Raw genomic sequence first — 20,402 nt, 5'->3', positions numbered from 1 at the left:
TGTCGGGGCGAATCGAGCGGTCTTACCTGGCGAATGACGTATGATTTCGCGTCTCTTACGCCGGATGACCGGCCAATCAGCCCCTGAACTGCATCCCCATGAAGGACGTCGACCTCGGCACCCGGCCCCGCGATGAGCGGGCACTCGCCGCTCCCGGTGAGCCGTACTACCGCGAGCTGGCCACCATCGAAGCGCAGGCCTATCGACGGATGCTGGATCGGGTGTTCTGGCATCCGCCGGCCGATGTGCTGCGCTTCGAGATCCGCGCCGTCCCGAGCGGCGAGGGCAACGAATACAAGGTCACCGCAATTCTGGACGGCATTGGCGAGGTCTGGTTCGACAACGAATCCATCCCGGCTCGTTGGGACGCCATCGCGACGTTCGAGTTGTCCTGGTCGCTCACGCAGTTGCAAGCGGCACATCACGGCGTGGAAGCCGTGAGCTTTGAAAAGCCGGGCGGCAAGCCTGGCAATGAGCGCATGCCGGATTATTCATCCGTGCAGGATCCGGCCGAGGCGACGCGATATCGCTGGAATGTCGTCAACCGGCTGCGCAAGGCGGGCATCGTCCTGAAGTAACGCCAAAGCCTTTCCGATGATCCGGCCGGCGAACATGTCGACGAAGGTCGTCGGCAGCAGTGCCACCACGACCTGCGCCGCGTCCAGTGCCTGCGCAAGCGCATATTCATGGATCAGGGCCTCGGCGATCCGTTCAGCGATGCCGCAAGGCGCGTGGTCGGCGTGTTCGACCTGCCGGTAAGCGCCTTCCGGGAGGAAGGCGCCGAGGTCCGCACCTCCATCGCGGTGTTTGCGCGCTTCCGGATGCGAGCCGGCGATTTCGTGCGGCAAGCGGTGTCGGATCTGGCGCAGCCGTTGCCTACGCTGGAACTGCGGGCCGACGATCGTCTTCACGGCGAAGCGCGGCTGAGCCACCAACTGCTGGTCGACGAGGGGCCGGCCATCATGCGCCCGGTGATCTCGCAGAAACGGGTACGCATCTCGCATGACGGCCGCCGCATCGTGTTCGGTTTCAACTGTGGCTTCGTCGAAGCGATGGGAACCGCGTGCTGGACTGCCGCATTCATTCGCTGGAAGGCCAGCGCCCGCCGCGCGGCTTTCGCTACGCTGGCACCGGGCGTCTGGATCTGGAAGCTGTTGCAGCCCGATCCGATTGCCACACTCGGCCAACTGGTCGACATGGTGAAAGCGGCCGGCGGCGAGCCGGAGTTTGCGCCAGGCGTCCTTGAGCACTTTCGTCAGCGGCTGCGTCGCGGTCGCATTCCGATTGCGAAGCGCGTGGCCGACAAGGTCCTCCGGTTCTCGGGGGCTTTCTTTCTTTTGCGGGGTGATGTCAGAAATGGCGCCATCCGTCGAAAGAGATAGCAAATTCGTGAGCTTACGGCGGGTGAAATTGCTGGATTGCCAGCTATGATGGGTTTCCGTAGCGCTTCCGCTACGACCCCGTGACCAGTAGCACTAGCGCTCCCATGGAGAGCGTTGGCGTTTTTTTGTCGAAAGCGATCCAGTGCGCCTGGCGACCATTGTCAGGGTGATCTGATGCGATGCCGGCCTCTGGGGCAGGGAAGCGCGGTGCACGCGTCACGTACACACATGGATTTACATTTGCTTTGCGGTGGTCTATAGTACATCCATTGTACATCCGTGGATGAGGATCAACATGCACACCACCAAGGCTTTCAAGAATGGCAATTCTCAGGCCGTGCGCATTCCGGCTGACCTGGCCTTTGAGCGCACGGACGTGGAGCTGGAAATCGAACGCGTGGGTGACGAGCTGCGCATCCGGCCGGCACGCCGGCCGCTCGCTGGTGTGCTGAAGAAGTTCGCCAAGTTTGGACCGGATTTCCTGGCCGAAGGTCGGGGCGAGCAAGAGCAAGCTGAACGCGAGGCCCTGTAAATGCCACGCTTCTTGCTCGACACGAACATGTGCATTTACTTGATGAAGAACCAGCCTGAACAAGTCGCAAAGCGCTTTGCACAGTGCTATGTGGGGGATGTGGTCATGTCCGCGATCACGTATGCCGAGTTGGAGTACGGCGTTGCTATGTCCGCGAACCGCGCACGCGAACGCCGGAACCTCGCTGCGCTGATCGAAGACATTCCGGTGGTGCCATTCGATGCATCAGCGGCACAAGCCTACGGCCCGATCCGCGAGGCGACGCGCGAGCGCAAGAAGGATCACTTGGACAAGCTGATTGCTGCGCACGCGGTGGCGCTCGATGCGGTGCTGGTCACCAACAACGAGCGTGACTTTGCCAGTTATCCCGGCGTCAAGCTTGGGAACTGGCTTTACGACTAGGAAAAAGGCATCCAGCAGATTCAGACGGACATGCGCAAGGTGATGGGACTCAACCAGGCCCAACGAAACGGGGCGTCATGCAAGGTAACGGGCTCAAGTTGATGGCCGTCGTAGTCGGGCTCATTGCAGTAATCTCAGCAGTGCGCAAATACCGAGCTTGGAGTACTTGCCATGCATTCGTACTCGGCTTCGGCCATACAACGTATGAAATGATCGCGGCCCTAATCCGTTGACAACATGGTCAAGAAAAGCCGTTGCCCCGGCACTGATGGCAGCAGGAATTTATCAACTTGAGAAGGAGCAAAGCATGACGAAAACCGAACTGATCGACGCCATCGCGGCTGGTGTGGACGGCATGACGAAGGTCAAAGCGGAGCAGGCGCTGAACGTTACCATCAACACCATCATGGCCGCCGTGGCGAAGGGTGACACCCTGAACTTGATCGGCTTCGGCAGCTTCAGCAAGGGCGAACGCGCCGAGCGTATTGCGCGCAACCCTCAGACTGGCGAAGAGATCAAGGTCGAAGCAGCCAAGACCGTGAAGTTCAAGGCGGGCCAAAAGTTCAAGGATGCTGTCAACAACTAAATAGGCGAGCTGACGCCTGATCCTTGCCGCTGCCTTGTGGGTGACTTCAAGTGGGCAGCTTGATCGGAAAAAAGCGGCATGGCAATCAAGATCTACGCAACGCTGCGCAAACGCTTCACAACCGAAGTGCTACGCGTTTGGCTCGCCACTGGCAACAATGAAGAAAAAGCCAAAATGAAGAAAGCGATTAAAGAAGCAGCAACCGAGGGGCTTCGCCTCCACAGTATCGTATTCGTGACCGGCGTGGCCATAATGGCCGGCGCCCTCATCGTTTTCTGCCTGAAGTTTGGGGATGAACCATTTTCGGCCTACTTTGCTTCGATGATCCTCGGGCTCTTGGGTGGCGGGGTCATGCTTCTCGGCAGATCCCTCGAAAAGGATGCCCAATTAGGAAAGGCGCACGCGGGCAATGCGCGTTCTGGCGCCAACCCCGGCAGATCTGGCGCAGCAGGCACAATTGGTTTATCCTTGCGGCTACTTCAGCGTCCCTGACGCATCGACCTCGCACCACCCGGTGCGCAGCTTTTTGCAGTAACTTGGCCTCCCGCTTCGCCGGGCTGCCAATCTCACTTTTCTTACCCCATCGGGAACCTGTTCCCGGTGCGGCAACGGGTTCCCATTTCCGTTTCGGAGAACCCCATCATGCTGAACCCCACCATCGCCATTGGTAAGATCAATCCTGGCCGTAATCCGCGCAAGTATTTCGATCCTGCTGAAATGGCCGAACTCACCGATTCCGTTCGCGAGAACGGCGTCATCCAGCCGATCCTGATTCGCCCGTTGGGCGAGGACGCATTCGAGCTGGTGGCCGGTGAGCGCCGCCTGCGTGCTGCGAAAGCGGCGCACGGCGACGACTACCCGATCCCTGTCACCATCCGCGAGATGACCGAAGAGGAAGCTGACCGGCTCGCCCTCATCGAGAACGTCCAGCGTGCGGACATGGCGCCTTCCGAGGAAGCCGTGGCTGCCGCGCGGATCGTTGGACAACTCAAGGGCGACCGCGAGGAAGCCGCCAAGAACCTGGGCTGGTCCCGCTCCACGCTGGACAAGCGCCTGGCGCTCATGAACTGCAGCACGTCCGTTCTGGACTCGCTCAACACCCGCACCATCCAGCTCGGCCACGCCGAACTGCTGGCGACGCTCGCCAAGGACAAGCAGGACAAACTCCTGCCCGTCATCGTGGGCGAGAAGAAGTCGGTGGCCGAACTGAAGAAGACCATCGAGGCCGCCGCGTGCAGCCTCGCTACGGCGATCTTTGACAAGGCCGACTGCGCTGCCTGCCCGCACAACTCGTCGTTGCAGACGGAAATGTTCGGCGAGGCCATTGCGACCGGCAATTGCACCAACCGCGCATGCTTCACCCAGAAGACCGACAAGCAGTTGGAAACGGTTGCCTACGGCCTGAAGGATGAGTACCCGGTGATCCGGATTGTGCGTGCAGGGGACAACCATACGCGCGTGCAACTGGTGGTGGACGGTCCGACCGGCGTTGGCGAGGAACAGGCGAAGGCCTGCCACGCCTGCGAGCACTACGGCGCGGCCGTCAGTGCGCTGCCGGACAGCATTGGCAAGGTCTTCCGCGGCCAGTGCTTCGACACGGCTTGCAATAGCAAGAAGATCGCAGCACGCCTGAAGGCCGAGCGCGACGCCAAGGCGAACGCGCAGGAGCCTGTCACGGCGGCCGCGGGTGCAACCGCAACTGCCAAAGGCTCGACCAAGGCTCCCGCTGAAGAAAAGGCTGTCACGCGCATCAGTGAGACCGAGAAGGTGAAAACCTACCGGGTCGCGCTGTGGCGCAAAGCGCTGCGCCGCGAGGCAGCAAGCGTTTCCGAGACCGCCAACGTCTATTTGCTGGCGGTGGCGCTGTCCGGCCTCTCGCGCAACATTGGTGGCGACACCATGGGCAAGATCTTCGAGAAGCTGACGGACGAGAAGGTTTCGTCCACCGACCTCAAGAAGAACCTGATCACCGTGCAGGAGCTGGACGCCGGCAAGCGTGCAACGCTGACCACCGCGATGACTGTCGCGGCCATCGAGGGGATCGAAGTCCATCACCTCGTGGCGATGTGCCAGTACCACAAGCTGGACCTGCGCCAGCATTGGAACCTGCAGAAGTCCAAGGACTTCCTGGAACTGCTCACCAAGTCGGAAATGAAGGTGCTGGCCGACGAGCTGGGCCTGCGTGCCGCGCTCGGTGACAGCTTCACCAAGGTCTTCAACAAGTCCAAGCCGGATTTGATCGAGGCGTTGCTCAACGTCGAAGGCTTTGACTATGCGGGCAAGCTGCCGAAAGTTCTGCGCTTCTGATCGCGACCGACCGCCCACCGGCGGTCGGACTTCCCCCTTTATTCCATCTATTCAAGGATCTCCCCATGTTTCAGGAACTCGTTCCGCTCGTCGCCGCGTGCGACAAAGTTGTGCTGACGCTCACCATGAAAGGTGAAGCGATGGCTGTGGTTGTTGCCCCGGTGGTTTCCAAGGCCGCTGACGCGGCACTGGCCACGCCTCTCGCCCTGACCGCATCCCCGGCGGAACTGGATGAAGGTTTCGCCCAGGCGATCGCCTCGGTGTCGGTCTCGCATCGCTCGTTGGCCGACCAAATCGAAGCGACCGCGTCGATCCTGAACGCCGCGACCAGCGCGCAGTCCACCAAGGCACAGAAGGCACTCTCCAAGGCCAACGGCAAGCCGGCCGCATCGTCTTCGGATGATGAGGGCGGGGCTGACGGCACGGAAGACAACGACAACGACGAGGGCGAGGGCAACGCTGCGGCCCCCGCGCCCCAGGCGTCGTCGCCCGAGTCGATCGGCACCAACCTCGCTGACCTGCTGTAACGGACAAGGAGCCAACCGTGAGCCTGACCGTCCAGCAACTGATCCGTGAGTTCACCTACAACGGCATGACCCTGATGGATCCCGGCCCGGCGTTCTCGCCCGACCAGGTGCGCGATATGTACACCGCCCAGTACCCCGAGCTGACCACCGCCACGGTGGACGGCCCGGAGCACAACGGCACCGTCATGCGCTACACGTTCGTGCGCGCCGCCGGCGCCAAGGGCTGCCATGCGTAAGCGTGACTTGATGCAGGCACTGTCCAGTCCGGACTTCTGCCTGCCTTCCAACCAGAAACCGTCCGACAGGGCGGTCTTTTTACATTCTGAGGAGATGGAATCGTGCTGTTCGATCCTCGCCCATCTGATGAAAGCTTCATTACATCAGGGCCCGGCTGGACGTCATCGCGACAGCCTCCCGCTGCCCGTCGTCGACCTGCCCATGGTTTTCTGACGCTGCCCACGCTGCCGGCCGAGATTCCTGCCCACGGTAAGCTGCAGTACAGCGACAGCGCGGACACGCTCAAGCTGATCCGCAAGCAGTTTGAGACCGGCGTGCTGGCGGCCCGGGACGTGCACGGGGCGACCAGTGCCGGCGATGCGTTCGCGCAGGCCATGTTCACCTGGCTGCGCCGGCGCACGCCCAAGTGCAAGCGGCTGAACTTCGGGTTCGCGCTGCTCGACCAGCCTGCCGCAAGGGAGCAGGTCGATCAGTTCGGTCACGACGCCGACCTCCATGCGCCGTTGTACCTGGCGATCGAGCTGGAACAGGAGGATGTGTTCGAGATCGGCGAGCGTGCCGATCTGATGCGCCGCGCCGATCCGGCCTTGCTGTACACGGCCATTTACCTTGTCAACCAGGCGGCGGGCCGCTCGCTCTACGTGCGCACGCCGGACGAGCTGGCGGACATGTTCGCCCGTTGGTGGTGGGAGTGCGATCCGACCATGAGCGACGACGAAGCGCGGGAGTTTCTTGCCGAGCGGTTCGGCGACGACCACTTGTTGGTCGAGCGGTACTTGCCGTCCTCGGTCCTGCCAGTGCTGGCCCCGGATGACGCGGTGCCGGCCTTTGCGCGCCGCGACAAGAGGCTGCGCATCGAATGCCTGCGACCCGCGCAACTGCAAGCGCTGGCGGTGCGCCAGCGTGGCCTGCCGCGCCGCATCTGCCGGGCGCTGCTGAATCTGCAGGCGGTACTTGCCCGCACCACGCGCAGCCGTGCACTCAAAGACTCGCAATGGGCGGAACCGGCCTACTCGGCGACAACGCTCTGCATGTGGAGGGGGCACTGGGTTGGCGAGATCCTCGATGACCACTTTGAGTCCCTGAACTCGGGTGGCGACGCCACGATGTATCAATCTCTGATACCGCTGGCAAACACCCCGCGCGCCATCCGACGCCAGTTCAAGCAACTGGCCGACATGATGGACGTCATTGCGGCATTCGACCGCGTTCTTACCTTAATTTCGGAATAGGAGGGCCACATGGCCAAGATTCAAAGTGCTTCCCGCGACCATGATGTGGCCCTGCAAGGGGCCATTCTGTTTTATGGGACTGGGCTCAGTGCATTTTGCTATGCCACCGCGCATCGCATCGAGACCGACGGTCAGACGGGGCGACCCGTCATTGGGGCCGGCACGCCATTGAACCGGCGTGCACTGATCCAGGCGGTGCGTCAGGTCGCCGAGGCCTCGCTGCCCAAGGGCGAGTTCCTCACGCCCAACGTGCTGTCGATCAGCCCGGAGGCTATCACCTGGTGGTGCCCGCCCGGCAATCGCCGCGTGTTCTTCGACTGTGAGGAACTGGGCCAGCGCAGTGCCGTGGTGCCCCATCCCGGTCTGGTCTTTCATGCGTCGCCTGCTGGCTTTCGTGTGTTCGCCCTGATCGAGGACGAGCGCCCGACGCCGGACTCGATGCTGTACGAGCCGCCTTATTTCAATACCTGGGACCTCGGGAAGATCTGCATCGGTACGGCCCACGTGCCCAAGCAGATCGACGCGGCGTGCATCGCCGGCTGGGAAGAGGCGTTCTTCGCCTCGGCCTTCACCCATCCCAATCACGGCGGCAAGCGTGTCGACTATGCCGATGGCTTCTACGCCTTCTGGCGCGACATGCTGGATGGGAAGTTCCCAACCTTTCCGCAAGTTGCCCTCATCCCCATGAACCAATCCCTCGGCAACCTGATTGCCGGGAAATTCTGAGACTGAACATGCATCCGATGGACATTACCCTGCAGCAATCCTTTCCGACCGTGATGGTGCCTCGCTTCGGCGAACTGGCGCCGCTGGAAACGACCGGAGAACGCATGCTCATCACCGCCAATGGCGTGTTTCTGGAGGTGTCGCGACCCTGGCTGCGGCTCGTGCGCCGTGTGGGCCAGTTCGACGTCAAAACCGCTGTGCCGTATGGCATCGTGGCCGAGGCGACGGATCTGCGCTGCGGCAAGCTTCCTGCGCACCTGATCGGGCAGTTTGCCGAGATGGCGCGTTCGGCCATGCCCAACGAGACGGGCGGCTGGATCGTCTGGAGCCCGGCAACCGGCGCATTCCGGTTGGTGCCAGTCCAGATCCTGTCGTACGGGCACGGTCATTTGAAATACGACCGACCGGTGCTGACCGATGACGAGGTGCTGGTGGTGGACTGCCATTCGCACGGCACCTTCCCGGCGTTCTTCTCATCGACGGACAACGAGGATGACCAGCACGACGTGAAGTTCGCGTTTGTGATGGGCAACTGCCTCGCGGCGACGCCCTCGCTGTGTCTGCGGCTCTGCGCCAAAGGGATCTTCGAGACCGTCGAGCGCGTGCCGGGTGACTGGTACGCGGCGGTCGCTGCGCGGGAGGTGGTGTGATGACGTTCGAGCACCGTATCCCAGAATCGATGCGCAACGACGCCTGGAAGGTGGTGGTGGTGGGCGCCGGCGGTACCGGCAGCGCCTTGCTCCCGGCGCTGGCCCGGCTGCACCACGCCATGCTTGAACTCGGTCACCCGGACGGCATCGAGTGCACGGTTTACGATGACGACACCGTGAGCGAAACCAATGTCGGCCGGCAGGGCTTCTACCCGAACGACGTCGGCCAGCACAAGGCGACGCTACTGGTGAACCGGCTGAACCTGCTGATGGGTACCCGTTGGGAGGCTCGCCCGCGACGGATCGACGGCAAGGACCGCTTTGTTTGCGACATGGTGATCGGTTGTGTGGATTCACGCACGGCCCGCAAGGCCATTCTTGGCGCGATGGAGCGCGGTCCCGGTGGCTACTACCTAGACTGCGGCAACGAGACCGATCGTGGACAGGTGATTCTTGGCCAGGTGCGCGGCGAGCGGAAGACGCGCCTGCCCCACGTGGGGGACCTGTTCCCGGAACTGATCGATCCCAAGGGCGACAAGGCCGATACGGCACCGTCCTGTTCGATGGCCGACGCGCTGCGCAAGCAGTCGCTGGTCATCAATCAGGCGATCGCCGTGCAGGCCTTCAACCTGTTGTGGACGCTCTTCCGGACGGGCACGCTGAAGTACTCGGGCGTGTTCGTCAACCTGGAAGCAGGACGCACCAATCCGTTGCCGATCGACCCCGCCGCATGGGTCCGATTCGGCTACGACGTGACCGCCAAGGCCACGCGCAAGCGTGCCAAGGCGGCATGACGGCGCGTCGCGATTTCATGCACCCACCCCCGAACTCAGTGGGTTTCTTTTCTTCGTCGGCACAATTGCACGGCCCGCATCCAGGCTGCTACCATCACGGCACTTCTCGCGTCCCAGACGCATCGACTTTTTCAATTCTGACCTCGGTCAGGCCTTCATCACCCGCAGGGGCATTGTCCCTTGCGGCTGTGCTCCTGTTTTTTGGGAGCACACACGTGAATCAAACCATCCAGATTGAACCGCGCCAGCTCAAGGCGATCGCGTTGCTCGCGCCCAAGCATGACTGTCGCTATTGGCTCAACGGCGTCTTCGTTGAGGCCATGCCACGTGAAACGCGCCTCGTTGCCATGGACGGCAAACGCATGGGCGTTTTCCGCGCAGAGAAGGCCAACCAGCTTGGCGACGCCATCTGCGTTGGCTGCATCCTGCCCCACAACGTCATCGAGTGCGTGAAGCCGGTGCGTGGCAGGTTCGGCTCGTTGGAACTGCGCCTCGATACTGACCGGCCCGGCTGGGCCGAACTGGTGCACGGCGGCACGCCCTTCGAATTTGTGCGGCCCGATGCGGGCTACCCCATCTACCGCCGTGCCATCGGTCCCCATCGGGGAAGCGGTGAGCCTGGGCAGTGTGATCCGCGCCACCTCTACGACTTCCATCGCGTCCTTCAGGCGCTGGAAGGCAAGTTCGCCGATAACCACAGCCGCGTCTATCTCCATCACAACGGTACCGACAATACGCGCGTCAGCCTCTACGGGCGCGAAGACTTTGTCGGCACCGTGCGACCACGCAAGCCTGACGGCCCGGCACTGCTCTTCTGGGCGGATTCGCCGGCCCCCGTCGCTCGCGTGGAGCCCGCGGACGTACCGACACCAGACAGCCAACGGGCTGCAGCGTGACGGCGTCCGGATTACGGTCACCCCCCGCTCTATCCGCATCGACGGGTACGCCTGATGAGGCTCCACAAGCGGTGCCCAGCCTGCTGATATGACTCCCCGTGTCAATCGAGATTGGTTTGGTTCAGTTTCACAGATTCATATTGCTCCTCACCCAATTTCCTGAAGGCGACGTAGCAGTAAGTCTCGACGGTGGATCACGCTGATATCCGCGGGTTGGTTACCGCATTACAGAGGTCCGCCCAATGAGCCTGCCGCCATCTAACGCCGCAAGTCCGGATGGAATCCGTTGCCTAGCAGGGCCGCGGGTTGCTCGTGTGCCGGGCTACGCCGCCTTCAGGAAACTGGTTTCACAGCAAGGTCAGATAGATTGATACTTCGCGTGCTGGATTACGTTGCCTGTGCCTCGTTCGGTACAGCCAGCGACATCGCGAGCCGGCTGACGTCCCAGATGAATCCGCTCAGTTCGCGGGCCACCGCCACCACTGCAATGTTCGGGTTCTTGCCGCGCGCGGCTAGTTTCCGATAGCGCCGGCACAGTCGAACCTGGGCATCCCAGGATCGGTCGACGATGGCCTTTGGGATGCCTTCGTGCCGGCGCTGGATTCCGAGGCTCACGCGTGCCGGATGCCGGTAACTCCAGGCCGCCTCGACCAGCAGCTTTCGTGCATAGCTATTGCCGTTCTTGGTGATGCTGCCCTGGCGTCGTTTCTCGCCTGATGAGTGCTCGGTGGGCGTCACGCCGAGCCAGGCCATCAGTTGGCGCGGATGCGTGAAGCGCGAGAGGTCACCCAACTCGGCGAGCATGCCAACTGCCGTGGTGAATTGCACGCCGCGCATGGTCTGCAAGCCAAGTACAGCCGGATAGAAACGCCAGTTGACCACGGCCTCACGTAAGGCCGCTTCGAGACGACTGCATTGCGCGAGGCGATCCTCGATCGCACATCGATACTCCTCAAAGGTGAGTTGCTGCCACACGATGTCGAATGCAAAGGTACTGATCCAGCGCCGATGGGCTGGTCCCCAGTCGGCTCTGCCGGCATAGCGCACCCCGTGCGAGAGTAGAAAGGCCTTCAGGCGTTGGCGGGCGCGCTTCAGATCGTCCTTGGCGCTGACCCAGGCGCGTGACAGGTCCCGGAATGCTTCATCCTCGACGCTTGGTACATATACCGCCGACAGGTCGCCGGCGCGCAACGATCGCACGAGCTTGATCGCATCGCGCCGGTCGGTCTTGATGCGCTCACCGGGCTTCTTCGGGATCAGCGACGGTGCGCATACCATGCACTCGATCCCCTTGCTGGCAAGCTGCCGGTAAAGTCCATACCCACATGGCCCCGCCTCGTAGACGACGTGAATGTGTCGTGCCTTGTCCTGCAGACGCTTGCACAAGCGATCGATGTCCGGCTTCGACGTACCGATCTTGCCAAGCAGTTCGACCTCGCCCAGTCCGCGTGCGTAGGCGACGGTGATCGAGTCCTTATGAACATCCAGACCCACGTACAGCGTGCTATCGTGTTCCATGCTGGCCTCCGTGCTGAAAATCGCCGGGTGTGGCCTTGCCCACTCCATGCGGCTCTGGCAGAGATGCTAACCCGCGTTTGATTCCTCACGGCGGCCAGCCCTTGCCTCCACGGGAGTCATACTGACTAACATTGCTGCACTTCTCGCGTCGTTGACGCATCGACCTCGCCGGCATTTCTGCTAGCACAGCTTTTCCCTTCCCCTACGGGCCTTCCTGCCCGTGGGCATGTTGGCCCATTTTCAGGTGAGGCCATCATGTTCCAACGTATCTTCCTGATCGTCGCCATCATCAGCCTGATCACCGGCTGCGCTGCACAAGCTTCGCCAAATGTCTATCGCGGCTCCGACGCCATGCGCGCCGGTTCCGCCGAGCAGGTGACGGTGCTGCGTGTGCGCAATGTCGTCATTGCTGGCGACAGCATGCTATCGGCTGGCTCGGGCGTGCCGGCCATCCTCAGTACGGTGGTTGGCGCGGTACTCGGTGCACGTGTCATCGGCAACGGTGACGGCCGTTACATCGCTGGCGCGCTCTCGGGCACGGCAGCCGGTGTCATCGGCCAAGTGGCGGCCACGCACCTGTCGCAGCGCGACGGCGTGGAGGTCATTGTCCGCACGGACAGCGGTCGCCAGCTCGTCGTGGCACAAGGCGCGAATCAGCAGTTCGTCACCGGCGAGCGGCTGTATCTGGTGTCCTCGGGCGGCGGCTATCGCCTGACGCGTTGATCTGAGCAGCGGCTTGCCGGTGCTCCCATCCCTTGCAAGCCCCGAGAGGGCTTGCCCCAGCCTTCGGGCTTGGGCAAGCGCTTTTGATGGCGTCACAGACGCATCGAAACTCATGCCTGGCACCGCCAGGACATCCTTTGCACCCACGGGGCACCGCCCTCGTGAGCGGCGTCCCGTTATATGGAGCCGACTATGCAAACCGTTACCCCGATCCAAACCGAAGGCAAGACCGTCGACCAGGTCACCAACCTGCTGGCACGCACGCTGCGTGCGATCGAACTCGAACCCGAGTGGATCATCCCGGCGAATTTCCTTGCCGATGCCAACGAAGCGCAATATGGCCTGTTGCCCGACGCGGCCTGGCCGCCGGAGCACGCCCGCCATCGCTTTGCCGTCTCAGTCGAACGCGGCTGCTCGGAAGGATGGCGCGTGCATGTCGATCACATCGAGACCACCTTGGAAGGCGCCACCGGCACCACGACACTGCGCAAGCTGCTCAAGGCCAAGATGTTCAACCGCGAACAGGCGTGGCAGACGGCGCGTGTCATCTACCGTGCGCTGGATCTCGACTGATCTGACGATTCCGGAATGCGTGGCGCCTCCGGGCGCTGCGCTTCCCGCGCGAGTGTGCTTACTCAATTGGTGAGCGATTCGGCAAACACTTTTTGAACGTCTCCGACGCATCGAACCTCCGTCTGGCTTGCCCAGACCTTCACCCTTTGCGGGACACCGTCCCGTTGGGGATGGCTGTCCCGTTTCACCAGAGACTTGCCATGAAGATCCCCAAATCCTTTACCCAACCGCATCAACCCGGCAACGCCGCGGCCTGCGCGACCCTCAAACGCGACGCGTCCCGCGTCATGCACCGCCTGGCGTGCGACCTCGGCCTGCGTCAGCGTGATTTCACCGTCCGCGAGCGCAGGCATCACCGCCACCAGGCAGAGATGTATGCCCTGCATACTGACACACTGTATGTGCAGATTGCCCACGCGCCACAGCAGAACGCGGCCCGCCTGAGCTTTCGTACCTGCCGCGGACGCGATGACCATACGGGTGGACGCGACAATGCGGTCTGCCTGCAGTCGATTGGATCGCCCGAAGGCTATGCCTCGCTCGTTGCCACGCTGCGCGTGGTGGCAGGCCGGCGCAGCTGAGGTGTTACCCATGACGACCCTCAGCAAAGTCACCTTTACGTCCACCTCGGGCGAGGAGACCACCGGCAAGGCCCAGTACGATCATGCCGCTGGCCTCGTGACCTTGCCCGGTAGCTTCCAGGCGCTCGTCAGCAGGCGCGCGCAGCCGGCGGCTGTGCCCCGGTGGCACATGAGAACGGCGACCAGCTGCCGCTCGTCCATCAAGTGGGCGCGGCCTTTCGCATGGATCACAGCCGGCGTGCGGGCCGCGGCCTGCTGCTTCAGGCACGGAAGGCCGTTGCTGAACCGACCAAGGAGCAGCGACAGCAGTCTGGACGTTTCGTCCATACCCTGTCTGCGGCGGCGGTCATCGGTGCCGCCGGCTATCTCGGTACCAACCACGCCTGGTCAGTCCGCGTCGAAGCTGCCGCGGACGCACCGGTCACGGCCTGACCGCAACGCGAGCTGAGCCTCGCACCGCCATTTCCTTTCCACCCAGACGGGGCAACGCCCCGCTGGGCTTGCTCTGTTCGCTCCCGGAGCAAACCATGTACGTTGTTTCCACTGGCCCCGAGCGGGTCGAAACCCGCACGACCCTTGCCGGCGTGCTGGCCTTCCTGAACCTCGAACCCGGGCCCAGGCCAGGCCTGCGCGCCGAAGACATTGCCGTGCGTCATGTTGAACGCGGCGCCATCCCCGTCCTGCGGCTGCCCTCCGGGGAATTCGCGGTGCGGCCCGCCGGCGACCCGAAGGCGATCCTCACGTCCATCCTGGACGAGGTGGAGCGCTTCATTGTCCGTCCGCATGGCAAGGTGCTCCGCCCGCACGAAATGAGCCGCACGTCCTGGCAAGCCGTCTGCGCGGCGGGTCGGCTGGCGGTCTTCACCAGCGAGGCCGTCGGTTCCGACCAGGTCGCGAGCCTCGGATGCGCCAACTTGGATCTGTTTGCCGTGGCCGAGCCGCTCGATGCCTACGCCTTCGTGCAAGGCGAGTTCCACCGGCGCTTCGGCTACGGGACCAACGGGCCGGAGTTTGCACCGGGGGCCGGCATCAACTGCCGCCACGAGGTGCATGTCGCCTACGCCTTGCAACGCGGCGAGCCGGTGCGGGACTGCATCCTCAACGCCTACCGCAGCGGGGGTGACGCCTTTGGCACCGGCCGCCATGACCTGCACTGGCTGTCCACGCTGATTGCGGTACCGGCGCTGCGCGGTGCCCTGTCGGCCGATCAGTTGCAGGCGCTGTGCTCGGTGATGCGCCACGACAAGCTGGCCATCACGGCGCGCAATGCCGCGCGCCTCATTGCACTGGTGAAGCCCCTTGCGCAGGACTGCACGTATGTCGACGTTGACGACGCGCTGTTTGCCGACCAGGTGATTCCGCCGCTGTCGGCGCCGTTGGGCAAGACCCCGACCGGAGACGACGCCGCCCCGGTCTCGCCGCTGGCCGCGCGGCTGCACGCCTTGATTGGTGCCAGGCGCTATGCGGAACGCATTGAGCGGGCGCAGGCAGAACGCGCCAAGGGCAATCTGAGCGAGCGCCGACATCGGCGCGAACTCGCCCTGGCCGCCAGCGAGCGCGATCATGGCAGCTTTAACTGGCCCAACCGGTTCGCGCTAGCCGTGCTGCAGCGTGAGTTGGGTTGCCTGTTGGAAGTCCTGGACACGCCCAGCGACCACAACACGCTGTCCAAGCGCGTGCTGCGCGAGGAATGCGGGGTAGTGCTGACTGGCGTGCCGGCTGCCACGCGTCGCCGTCGCATCTTCGAGCTGTGCGGCTTCTCGGAAGCGGAGCAGCGTCAGTGGGATGCACAGGCGCTAGCCGCGTGCTCGCAGCGTCTGCAGGCGAAGGAGGCCGAACGGGCGCGTGAGCGTGCCGAGGCCTCACGCTGGAACCTGAACGGCACGCTCATGAACGGTCGCGAGTACGTCGATCTGTGCATTGGCGAAGGCTTCCGCCAGATCCAGCATGTCCCGCGCGGCAACTCGCGGGTGTACTACATCGAGCAGCCGGAGACGCGCACCATTCGTCGCCTGCAGGCCGGCGATGGCACGTTGGCGTATGCCCGGGCCCGTCTGAGCGAACCTGAGCCAGCGCTGGCGATGGCCGCCGCGTGAGATTTCTTTCAACCATCCCCCAGGCTACGCGCCGGGGGATCTTCCCCTTTCAAAAGCGATAGCAAATTCGTCGTCTTTCGGCGTGATGCCCGCGCATATTGACTGTAAGCTATGCCGATCGAGCGTTGTTCGCACTGATACGAATCAGTCCAAACCACGTTTTACCCGCGTCTCCCGACGCATCGACCTCTGCCAGCACTGCTGGCGCATTCATTGAAACTTCCCACAGGGACACTCTCCCTGTGCGGAAGATGTCTTTGTGGGACTCCCCTTTAGGATTCCCATGAAGGTCAACCCTTCCCAACTGCACACCCTGCTCGCGGCCTTCATCCCCGCACGCCTGCCCGTCCTGATCACTGGGGCGCCTGGCATCGGCAAGAGCGATATCGTGGATAGCGCCGCCAAGGCTGCCGGCCACGACCTGCTGATCTCCCACCCCGTGGTGGAGGATCCGACTGACTCCAAAGGCTTGCCGTTTCCGGCTAACGATGGTGATGGTGCCAAGTTCCTGCCGTTCGGGGATCTGGCCACGGCGCTCAACAGCACGCGCCCGCTGGTCTGGTTCATCGACGACCTCGGACAGGCCTCACCAGCGGTCCAGGCCGCCAAGATGCAACTGCTGCTCGCACGGCGCATCGGTGAACACGTCCTGCCGGACCACGTCACCTTTGTCGCAGCCACCAACCGTCGTAGCGACAACGCGGCGGTGTCCAACATTCTCGATCCGTTGAAATCCCGCTTCAGCACCATTGTGGAGCTGGAACCGACGATCGAGGACTGGACGCGGTGGGCGGTCACGAACCACGTGCCGCCGGTGCTGATCGCCTTCATTCGCTTCCGCCCGGATCTGCTGCTCTCATCCGAGCGCAGCAAGGAGGTGGAAAACCTGCCTTCGCCTCGAGGCTGGGGGCATGTGGCGCGTCAACTGCCGCTGGTGCCGCCGGGCATGGAAATCATCGTCACGGCCGGCGCGGTAGGCGAGGGCGCAGCGCTCGAGTTCGAGTCGTTCCGCCAGATCTATCGTGAACTGCCCAGTGTCGATTCGGTGCTGGCCGCCCCGGAATCCGCCAGGATCCCGGACAAGGTGGCCGCGCAGTACGCCATCTGCTCGGCGCTCGCCTCCGTTGCCAACGAGAACAACTTCGATCGCGTGATGGTGTATGCCAATCGTCTGTTCGAAGCCCATCTCGGCGAGTTCGCCGTGATGCTCGCCACCGACGCCGCACGCCGCGATTCCCGGATCTGCGCGACGCCTGCGTGGATCAACGCGCAGGGTGGCAAGCTCGGTGAGTTGCTGCTCGGCAACTGATCTATCTTTCTTCTTCATCCCATGACGGCGAGCCACCTGGCTCGCCGTTTGTCTTTTCTGCCGTATCCATCCCATTTCCAGGAATCATCATGAACATTCAAGACATTACCAAGCGCGTCATGCTCGCCACCTTCAACACGTCGGTGTGGCGGGCGCGCAAGTTCGACACCCGGGCGACCGAGGAGGTCGAGGCGAACCACGACACCAAGGACATTGGCCGCTTCAACAAGAAGCTGCTGACCGAGGGGGCGACGTCCTACAAGGAGGTGTGTGCGATCGCCAATCGCGCCCGCGCCTATTTCGATGCGCACAGCCTGGACTACGACCAACTGGGCGTGCGCCTGTTGCCCACCGACGTGTACATGGAGGTGGCCGATCGTCAGCGTCAGTTCCAGGACGAGTTCAACGCCGCGACCGCGGTGTTTCTTGCCGACTATCCGCGCCTGAAGGACGAGGCGCGAGAGGCGCTGAACGGCCTGTTCGACGAGGCGGACTATCCGACCCAGGCGGAACTGGCGAAGAAGTTCGGCATGCGCCTCGCGGTGCTGCCGTTCCCGGACGCGAGCCAGTTCGACATTGCGCTGCCGGCCAACGTGCTGGACGGCCTGAAGGCCGATATGGACCAGCGCGTGCTCGGCGCGGTGAAAACCGCCAACGACGACCTGGTCGGCCGGCTGTTCGAGGCCGTGCAGCACTTCGCGAATCGCCTCTACGGGGCGACGAACGTGCGGCTGGACGTGGCCGACAAGGTTCGCGAACTGAGCGCGCTGCTGCCCAAGCTGAACTTCTCCGGGGATCAGGCGCTCACGCGCATCTTGGGGGACACCCAGCAGCATCTGGCGCGGCACAGCGGCCTTGATCTTCGCAACTCGAGCGACCTGCGCAAGCAGGTATCAGAGAAGGCGATGGAGATCGAGGCACAGATGGCCGCCTTCATGGGAGGCCCGCCCCCGTCGTCAGATGTCGCTGCGCCCGCCTCGCCGATGTTCCAACTGCTGACTGCGTGAGGCCGTTATGCGCGATCGAATCTCGAAGCAGCGTTCCCAGCTCATCCTGTCGCAGCCGTTCTTCGGGGCGTTGCTGATGCGGTTGCAGCTGGTCGAGGATCCGTCGTGCAAGACGTTCTGGGTGGATGGCGTGTCGCTGGGCTACAACCCGGCGTTCGTCACCACCCTGAGCGATCTTGAACTGCGCGGCAGTCTGGCGCACGAGGTCCTGCATCCGGCCAACGGGCATTGCTGGCGCCGCGGCGTGCGTGATCCTGGCCGTTGGAATCAGGCCTGTGACTATGCGATCAATCCGTTGGTGCTCAACGCCGGCCTGCAGTTGCCGGCCGGCGCGCTCATTGACGGACGCTTTCTCGGCAGGTCCGCGGAAGAGATCTATGCCATGTTGCGCCAGAAAGGGTCGGAGCAACCGCAGCAGCAGCCACAACCGGCGCCACAGCCACAATCTCAGTCACAGCCGGACGGCAGCGAGAAAGGCGACGGCAATGAGCCATCCAATCCGGACGGTCAGGGCGGCCAAGGCGATGGCAACGCCGGTGACGATCCGTGGCAGGCATCGCCGGAGTTCTCTCCCGGCGAGGTGCGCCAGCAACCGCAGGCAGACCAGCAAACACTGGCCAACGAGTGGAAGGTGGCGACCATGCAGGCGGCCAAAGCGGCGCAGATGCGCGGCAAGCTGCCGGGCGAGTTGAGTGCGATGGTGGCGTCAGCTACGCGGGCATCGGTGGATTGGCGCTCGGTGCTGCACCGCTTTGCCTTCGAGCAGACCCGATCGGACTACAGCTGGGCCATGCCGAACCGGCGGTACACCCACATGGGCCTGTACCTGCCGGCCCTGCATGATCAGTCGGTCGGCGATGCGGTCTTTGTGCGCGACACCAGCGGTTCGGTGTTCGACGAGACGCAGGCGCAGTTCGGGGCGGAGATCGAAGCGGTTTTCACGTCGCTGCAGCCGCGGCGTTTGTTCGTGCTGGACTGCGACTCACGCATCGCGCAGGTCCAGTGCTTTGAACGGGGCGAGGCGATCGAGCTGGGCCCCATTCGCGGCGGTGGCGGCACGAGCTTCGTGGCGCCATTTGCCTGGCTGGAAGAGCAGGGAATTCACCCGGCCTTCCTTGTCTACCTGACGGACATGGCCGGGAAATTCCCGGCTGCGCCGCCAGCGTATCCCACGTTGTGGGCCTCGACTACGCCGCTGCGGCGGATATCTCCGCCGCCGTTTGGCGAGGCGGTCGAAGTCATCGTTTGAACCCAACCCCGGAGCTTGCTTCCGGGTTTTTTCATTTTGGAATCGCGCCGTGCTGCCGATATTGACGCAGGCGCCGCAGGTTGAAGGACGGCGACCGGCCGGCGCAAGCGCCGGCAGCAATATGCAGTGGAAGCAGTGGGAGGCAGCAGTGGCAGTATTGGCAGTAAGCGACACGCAGATGCTCATCGAGGTCGAGCGGCTATCACGCAGGATCCCCGTGGCATTGCACGCGGCGTGGTTGCGGGCGCAGGGGGCCGGTGACACCGATCTGGACTATGACGGATGGCTGGAGGCGCAACTATGGCCGCGCCCGGTTGTTGAGCACCATTACCGGCAGGGCCTGGCGCAGTTTGGCTTGCGGCACCGCGGCCGGTACCAGGTTGAGGATCCGATCCTCGGCAGGCGGTGTTTCCGCTGCCTGATGGACGGCCAGTACCCGTTTGTGTCCTTTGTCGGCACGCAGGGATATAGCCTGCCATGGCTCACGCTGCCCGGATTGTTCTCGGTCGGCACACTGGTGTCGCTTCAGCGCCTGGCGCGCTAGCCGAGCCGAAAGCAACAAAGCCCGGCAAACCGGGCTGTTGGGACTCATAAGAGATAGGAAATCGTGCGCGTTTCCGTCTACACCCCGGACTCACGTGCTCGGGGTCTCGGTTGTGTCTGCCTTGGCAAGCTCGACGGGATCGGCTGGGCCAGTGGTGACGGCTTCCCGCGCAAAAACGTGGGTGTCCGTTCCGGTGCCGATGGCGGCGACCCGGGTGATCCGCCCTTCAAGATTGGCATTCAGCCCAAGCCGGATCGTGCCGGCGTAGAAGATTTCGCCCTTCACGCGGCCGTTGACTTGCAGCGTGCTACGGGCGGCCACGTCGCCCTCCACGATGCCGTCCACGATCACGTGGTCGCCTTCGACCTTGCCGCGCACGATGCCGCCGTTGCCGACATGGAGCAGTCCCGCAGACGAGGACAGGTTGCCGTCGATGAGGCCAAGGCAGGTAATGCCGTGGTCCGCCGCCACGTCGCCGTGGATGCTCATGCCGCGATTGAGCACGCTGAAGGTTGGGGTCTCTTTCATGGT

At 63.3% G+C, this 20,402-nt stretch carries 25 protein-coding genes; 22 read left to right on the top strand and 3 right to left on the bottom strand.

What is annotated here, in order from left to right:
• The first annotated feature begins 98 nt into the window (after positions 1–98).
• The 14 genes from ACIGJB_RS31250 to ACIGJB_RS31185 all read left to right on the top strand — a co-directional run bounded on the left by ACIGJB_RS31250 (position 99) and on the right by ACIGJB_RS31185 (position 10,271).
• Entirely contained in the window at positions 99–578 is a 480-nt protein-coding gene (locus ACIGJB_RS31250) for a hypothetical protein (RefSeq protein ID WP_483734786.1), read from the top strand.
• A gap of 108 nt (positions 579–686) precedes the next feature.
• Positions 687–1,382: a hypothetical protein gene (locus ACIGJB_RS31245; RefSeq protein WP_483734785.1), complete on the top strand. Its 696-nt coding sequence runs from the start codon at positions 687–689 to the stop codon at positions 1,380–1,382.
• 295 nt (positions 1,383–1,677) lie between these two features.
• Positions 1,678–1,914, top strand: a complete 237-nt coding sequence (gene vapB / locus ACIGJB_RS31240; RefSeq protein WP_483734784.1) for a type II toxin-antitoxin system VapB family antitoxin — start codon at positions 1,678–1,680, stop codon at positions 1,912–1,914.
• Positions 1,915–2,316, top strand: a complete 402-nt coding sequence (locus ACIGJB_RS31235; protein WP_483734783.1) for a PIN domain-containing protein — start codon at positions 1,915–1,917, stop codon at positions 2,314–2,316.
• 307 nt (positions 2,317–2,623) lie between these two features.
• Positions 2,624–2,902, top strand: a complete 279-nt coding sequence (locus ACIGJB_RS31230) for an HU family DNA-binding protein (RefSeq protein ID WP_483734782.1) — start codon at positions 2,624–2,626, stop codon at positions 2,900–2,902.
• Between the two features lie 78 nt (positions 2,903–2,980).
• Complete coding sequence (locus ACIGJB_RS31225; RefSeq protein WP_483734781.1) at positions 2,981–3,394, top strand: hypothetical protein; 414 nt, start codon at positions 2,981–2,983, stop codon at positions 3,392–3,394.
• Positions 3,395–3,544: 150 nt separating this feature from the next.
• Positions 3,545–5,209, top strand: coding sequence for a PRTRC system ParB family protein (locus ACIGJB_RS31220; protein ID WP_483734780.1), 1,665 nt, complete (start codon positions 3,545–3,547; stop codon positions 5,207–5,209).
• A 65-nt stretch (positions 5,210–5,274) separates the two neighbouring features.
• On the top strand, positions 5,275–5,736 hold the full coding sequence (locus ACIGJB_RS31215) for a PRTRC system protein E (protein WP_483734779.1): 462 nt from the start codon (positions 5,275–5,277) through the stop codon (positions 5,734–5,736).
• A 17-nt stretch (positions 5,737–5,753) separates the two neighbouring features.
• Entirely contained in the window at positions 5,754–5,972 is a 219-nt protein-coding gene (locus tag ACIGJB_RS31210; protein WP_483734778.1) for a PRTRC system protein C, read from the top strand.
• Between the two features lie 102 nt (positions 5,973–6,074).
• On the top strand, positions 6,075–7,205 hold the full coding sequence (locus ACIGJB_RS31205) for a PRTRC system protein F (RefSeq protein WP_483734777.1): 1,131 nt from the start codon (positions 6,075–6,077) through the stop codon (positions 7,203–7,205).
• Between the two features lie 9 nt (positions 7,206–7,214).
• Positions 7,215–7,931, top strand: coding sequence for a PRTRC system protein B (locus tag ACIGJB_RS31200; RefSeq protein ID WP_483734776.1), 717 nt, complete (start codon positions 7,215–7,217; stop codon positions 7,929–7,931).
• An 8-nt stretch (positions 7,932–7,939) separates the two neighbouring features.
• Complete coding sequence (locus tag ACIGJB_RS31195) at positions 7,940–8,581, top strand: PRTRC system protein A (protein WP_483734775.1); 642 nt, start codon at positions 7,940–7,942, stop codon at positions 8,579–8,581.
• Positions 8,581–9,375: a PRTRC system ThiF family protein gene (locus ACIGJB_RS31190; protein WP_483734774.1), complete on the top strand. Its 795-nt coding sequence runs from the start codon at positions 8,581–8,583 to the stop codon at positions 9,373–9,375. The genes ACIGJB_RS31195 and ACIGJB_RS31190 overlap by 1 nt, the downstream gene beginning before the upstream one ends.
• Before the next feature lie 215 nt (positions 9,376–9,590).
• Positions 9,591–10,271, top strand: coding sequence for a hypothetical protein (locus tag ACIGJB_RS31185; protein WP_483734773.1), 681 nt, complete (start codon positions 9,591–9,593; stop codon positions 10,269–10,271).
• Between the two features lie 387 nt (positions 10,272–10,658).
• Here ACIGJB_RS31185 and ACIGJB_RS31180 read toward each other — a convergent pair whose 3' ends face one another.
• Positions 10,659–11,789, bottom strand: a complete 1,131-nt coding sequence (locus ACIGJB_RS31180) for an IS110 family RNA-guided transposase (RefSeq protein ID WP_483735175.1) — start codon at positions 11,787–11,789, stop codon at positions 10,659–10,661.
• A gap of 255 nt (positions 11,790–12,044) precedes the next feature.
• Between ACIGJB_RS31180 and ACIGJB_RS31175 the strand changes: the two genes are divergently transcribed.
• The 3 genes from ACIGJB_RS31175 (at position 12,045) to ACIGJB_RS31165 (ending at position 13,666) form a co-directional block, all read left to right on the top strand.
• Entirely contained in the window at positions 12,045–12,512 is a 468-nt protein-coding gene (locus ACIGJB_RS31175; protein WP_483735174.1) for an outer membrane lipoprotein, read from the top strand.
• Positions 12,513–12,704: 192 nt separating this feature from the next.
• Positions 12,705–13,085: a hypothetical protein gene (locus ACIGJB_RS31170; RefSeq protein ID WP_483735173.1), complete on the top strand. Its 381-nt coding sequence runs from the start codon at positions 12,705–12,707 to the stop codon at positions 13,083–13,085.
• A 200-nt stretch (positions 13,086–13,285) separates the two neighbouring features.
• Positions 13,286–13,666 (top strand): hypothetical protein, encoded by a 381-nt coding sequence (locus tag ACIGJB_RS31165; protein ID WP_483735172.1) that lies wholly within the window; start codon positions 13,286–13,288, stop codon positions 13,664–13,666.
• A gap of 81 nt (positions 13,667–13,747) precedes the next feature.
• Here the strand turns inward: ACIGJB_RS31165 and ACIGJB_RS31160 are convergent, their stop codons facing one another.
• Positions 13,748–13,993: a hypothetical protein gene (locus ACIGJB_RS31160; protein WP_483735171.1), complete on the bottom strand. Its 246-nt coding sequence runs from the start codon at positions 13,991–13,993 to the stop codon at positions 13,748–13,750.
• Between the two features lie 200 nt (positions 13,994–14,193).
• On the opposite strand from ACIGJB_RS31160, the gene ACIGJB_RS31155 reads away from it, so the two are divergent.
• The 5 genes from ACIGJB_RS31155 to ACIGJB_RS31135 all read left to right on the top strand — a co-directional run bounded on the left by ACIGJB_RS31155 (position 14,194) and on the right by ACIGJB_RS31135 (position 19,871).
• The gene (locus ACIGJB_RS31155; RefSeq protein WP_483735170.1) at positions 14,194–15,762 is read left to right on the top strand and encodes a hypothetical protein; all 1,569 of its coding nucleotides are present in this window, start codon (positions 14,194–14,196) and stop codon (positions 15,760–15,762) included.
• 283 nt (positions 15,763–16,045) lie between these two features.
• Positions 16,046–17,071: an ATP-binding protein gene (locus ACIGJB_RS31150; RefSeq protein ID WP_483735169.1), complete on the top strand. Its 1,026-nt coding sequence runs from the start codon at positions 16,046–16,048 to the stop codon at positions 17,069–17,071.
• Between the two features lie 89 nt (positions 17,072–17,160).
• Positions 17,161–18,078, top strand: coding sequence for a hypothetical protein (locus ACIGJB_RS31145; RefSeq protein ID WP_483735168.1), 918 nt, complete (start codon positions 17,161–17,163; stop codon positions 18,076–18,078).
• A gap of 7 nt (positions 18,079–18,085) precedes the next feature.
• The gene (locus ACIGJB_RS31140) at positions 18,086–19,327 is read left to right on the top strand and encodes a vWA domain-containing protein (protein ID WP_483735167.1); all 1,242 of its coding nucleotides are present in this window, start codon (positions 18,086–18,088) and stop codon (positions 19,325–19,327) included.
• A gap of 49 nt (positions 19,328–19,376) precedes the next feature.
• On the top strand, positions 19,377–19,871 hold the full coding sequence (locus ACIGJB_RS31135) for a hypothetical protein (RefSeq protein WP_483735166.1): 495 nt from the start codon (positions 19,377–19,379) through the stop codon (positions 19,869–19,871).
• Between the two features lie 90 nt (positions 19,872–19,961).
• Here ACIGJB_RS31135 and ACIGJB_RS31130 read toward each other — a convergent pair whose 3' ends face one another.
• On the bottom strand, positions 19,962–20,399 hold the full coding sequence (locus ACIGJB_RS31130; protein WP_483735165.1) for a bactofilin family protein: 438 nt from the start codon (positions 20,397–20,399) through the stop codon (positions 19,962–19,964).
• Positions 20,400–20,402 lie beyond the last annotated feature (3 nt).

The organism is Cupriavidus sp. C2SS-8b, assembly GCF_057073745.1.
This window is presented reverse-complemented; position numbering and strand designations above follow the sequence as displayed.

Excerpts from the sequence above, each read along its gene's own strand:
- ACIGJB_RS31250 (WP_483734786.1), top strand. The coding sequence starts at position 99 with ATGAAGGACGTCGACCTCGGCACCCGGCCCCGCGATGAGCGGGCACTC.
- ACIGJB_RS31245 (WP_483734785.1), top strand. The coding sequence starts at position 687 with ATGGATCAGGGCCTCGGCGATCCGTTCAGCGATGCCGCAAGGCGCGTG.
- vapB (WP_483734784.1), top strand. The coding sequence starts at position 1,678 with ATGCACACCACCAAGGCTTTCAAGAATGGCAATTCTCAGGCCGTGCGC.
- ACIGJB_RS31235 (WP_483734783.1), top strand. The coding sequence starts at position 1,915 with ATGCCACGCTTCTTGCTCGACACGAACATGTGCATTTACTTGATGAAG.
- ACIGJB_RS31230 (WP_483734782.1), top strand. The coding sequence starts at position 2,624 with ATGACGAAAACCGAACTGATCGACGCCATCGCGGCTGGTGTGGACGGC.
- ACIGJB_RS31225 (WP_483734781.1), top strand. The coding sequence starts at position 2,981 with ATGGCAATCAAGATCTACGCAACGCTGCGCAAACGCTTCACAACCGAA.
- ACIGJB_RS31220 (WP_483734780.1), top strand. The coding sequence starts at position 3,545 with ATGCTGAACCCCACCATCGCCATTGGTAAGATCAATCCTGGCCGTAAT.
- ACIGJB_RS31215 (WP_483734779.1), top strand. The coding sequence starts at position 5,275 with ATGTTTCAGGAACTCGTTCCGCTCGTCGCCGCGTGCGACAAAGTTGTG.
- ACIGJB_RS31200 (WP_483734776.1), top strand. The coding sequence starts at position 7,215 with ATGGCCAAGATTCAAAGTGCTTCCCGCGACCATGATGTGGCCCTGCAA.
- ACIGJB_RS31195 (WP_483734775.1), top strand. The coding sequence starts at position 7,940 with ATGCATCCGATGGACATTACCCTGCAGCAATCCTTTCCGACCGTGATG.
- ACIGJB_RS31190 (WP_483734774.1), top strand. The coding sequence starts at position 8,581 with ATGACGTTCGAGCACCGTATCCCAGAATCGATGCGCAACGACGCCTGG.
- ACIGJB_RS31180 (WP_483735175.1), bottom strand. The coding sequence starts at position 11,789 with ATGGAACACGATAGCACGCTGTACGTGGGTCTGGATGTTCATAAGGAC.
- ACIGJB_RS31175 (WP_483735174.1), top strand. The coding sequence starts at position 12,045 with ATGTTCCAACGTATCTTCCTGATCGTCGCCATCATCAGCCTGATCACC.
- ACIGJB_RS31170 (WP_483735173.1), top strand. The coding sequence starts at position 12,705 with ATGCAAACCGTTACCCCGATCCAAACCGAAGGCAAGACCGTCGACCAG.
- ACIGJB_RS31165 (WP_483735172.1), top strand. The coding sequence starts at position 13,286 with ATGAAGATCCCCAAATCCTTTACCCAACCGCATCAACCCGGCAACGCC.
- ACIGJB_RS31160 (WP_483735171.1), bottom strand. The coding sequence starts at position 13,993 with ATGGACGAAACGTCCAGACTGCTGTCGCTGCTCCTTGGTCGGTTCAGC.
- ACIGJB_RS31155 (WP_483735170.1), top strand. The coding sequence starts at position 14,194 with ATGTACGTTGTTTCCACTGGCCCCGAGCGGGTCGAAACCCGCACGACC.
- ACIGJB_RS31150 (WP_483735169.1), top strand. The coding sequence starts at position 16,046 with ATGAAGGTCAACCCTTCCCAACTGCACACCCTGCTCGCGGCCTTCATC.
- ACIGJB_RS31145 (WP_483735168.1), top strand. The coding sequence starts at position 17,161 with ATGAACATTCAAGACATTACCAAGCGCGTCATGCTCGCCACCTTCAAC.
- ACIGJB_RS31140 (WP_483735167.1), top strand. The coding sequence starts at position 18,086 with ATGCGCGATCGAATCTCGAAGCAGCGTTCCCAGCTCATCCTGTCGCAG.
- ACIGJB_RS31130 (WP_483735165.1), bottom strand. The coding sequence starts at position 20,399 with ATGAAAGAGACCCCAACCTTCAGCGTGCTCAATCGCGGCATGAGCATC.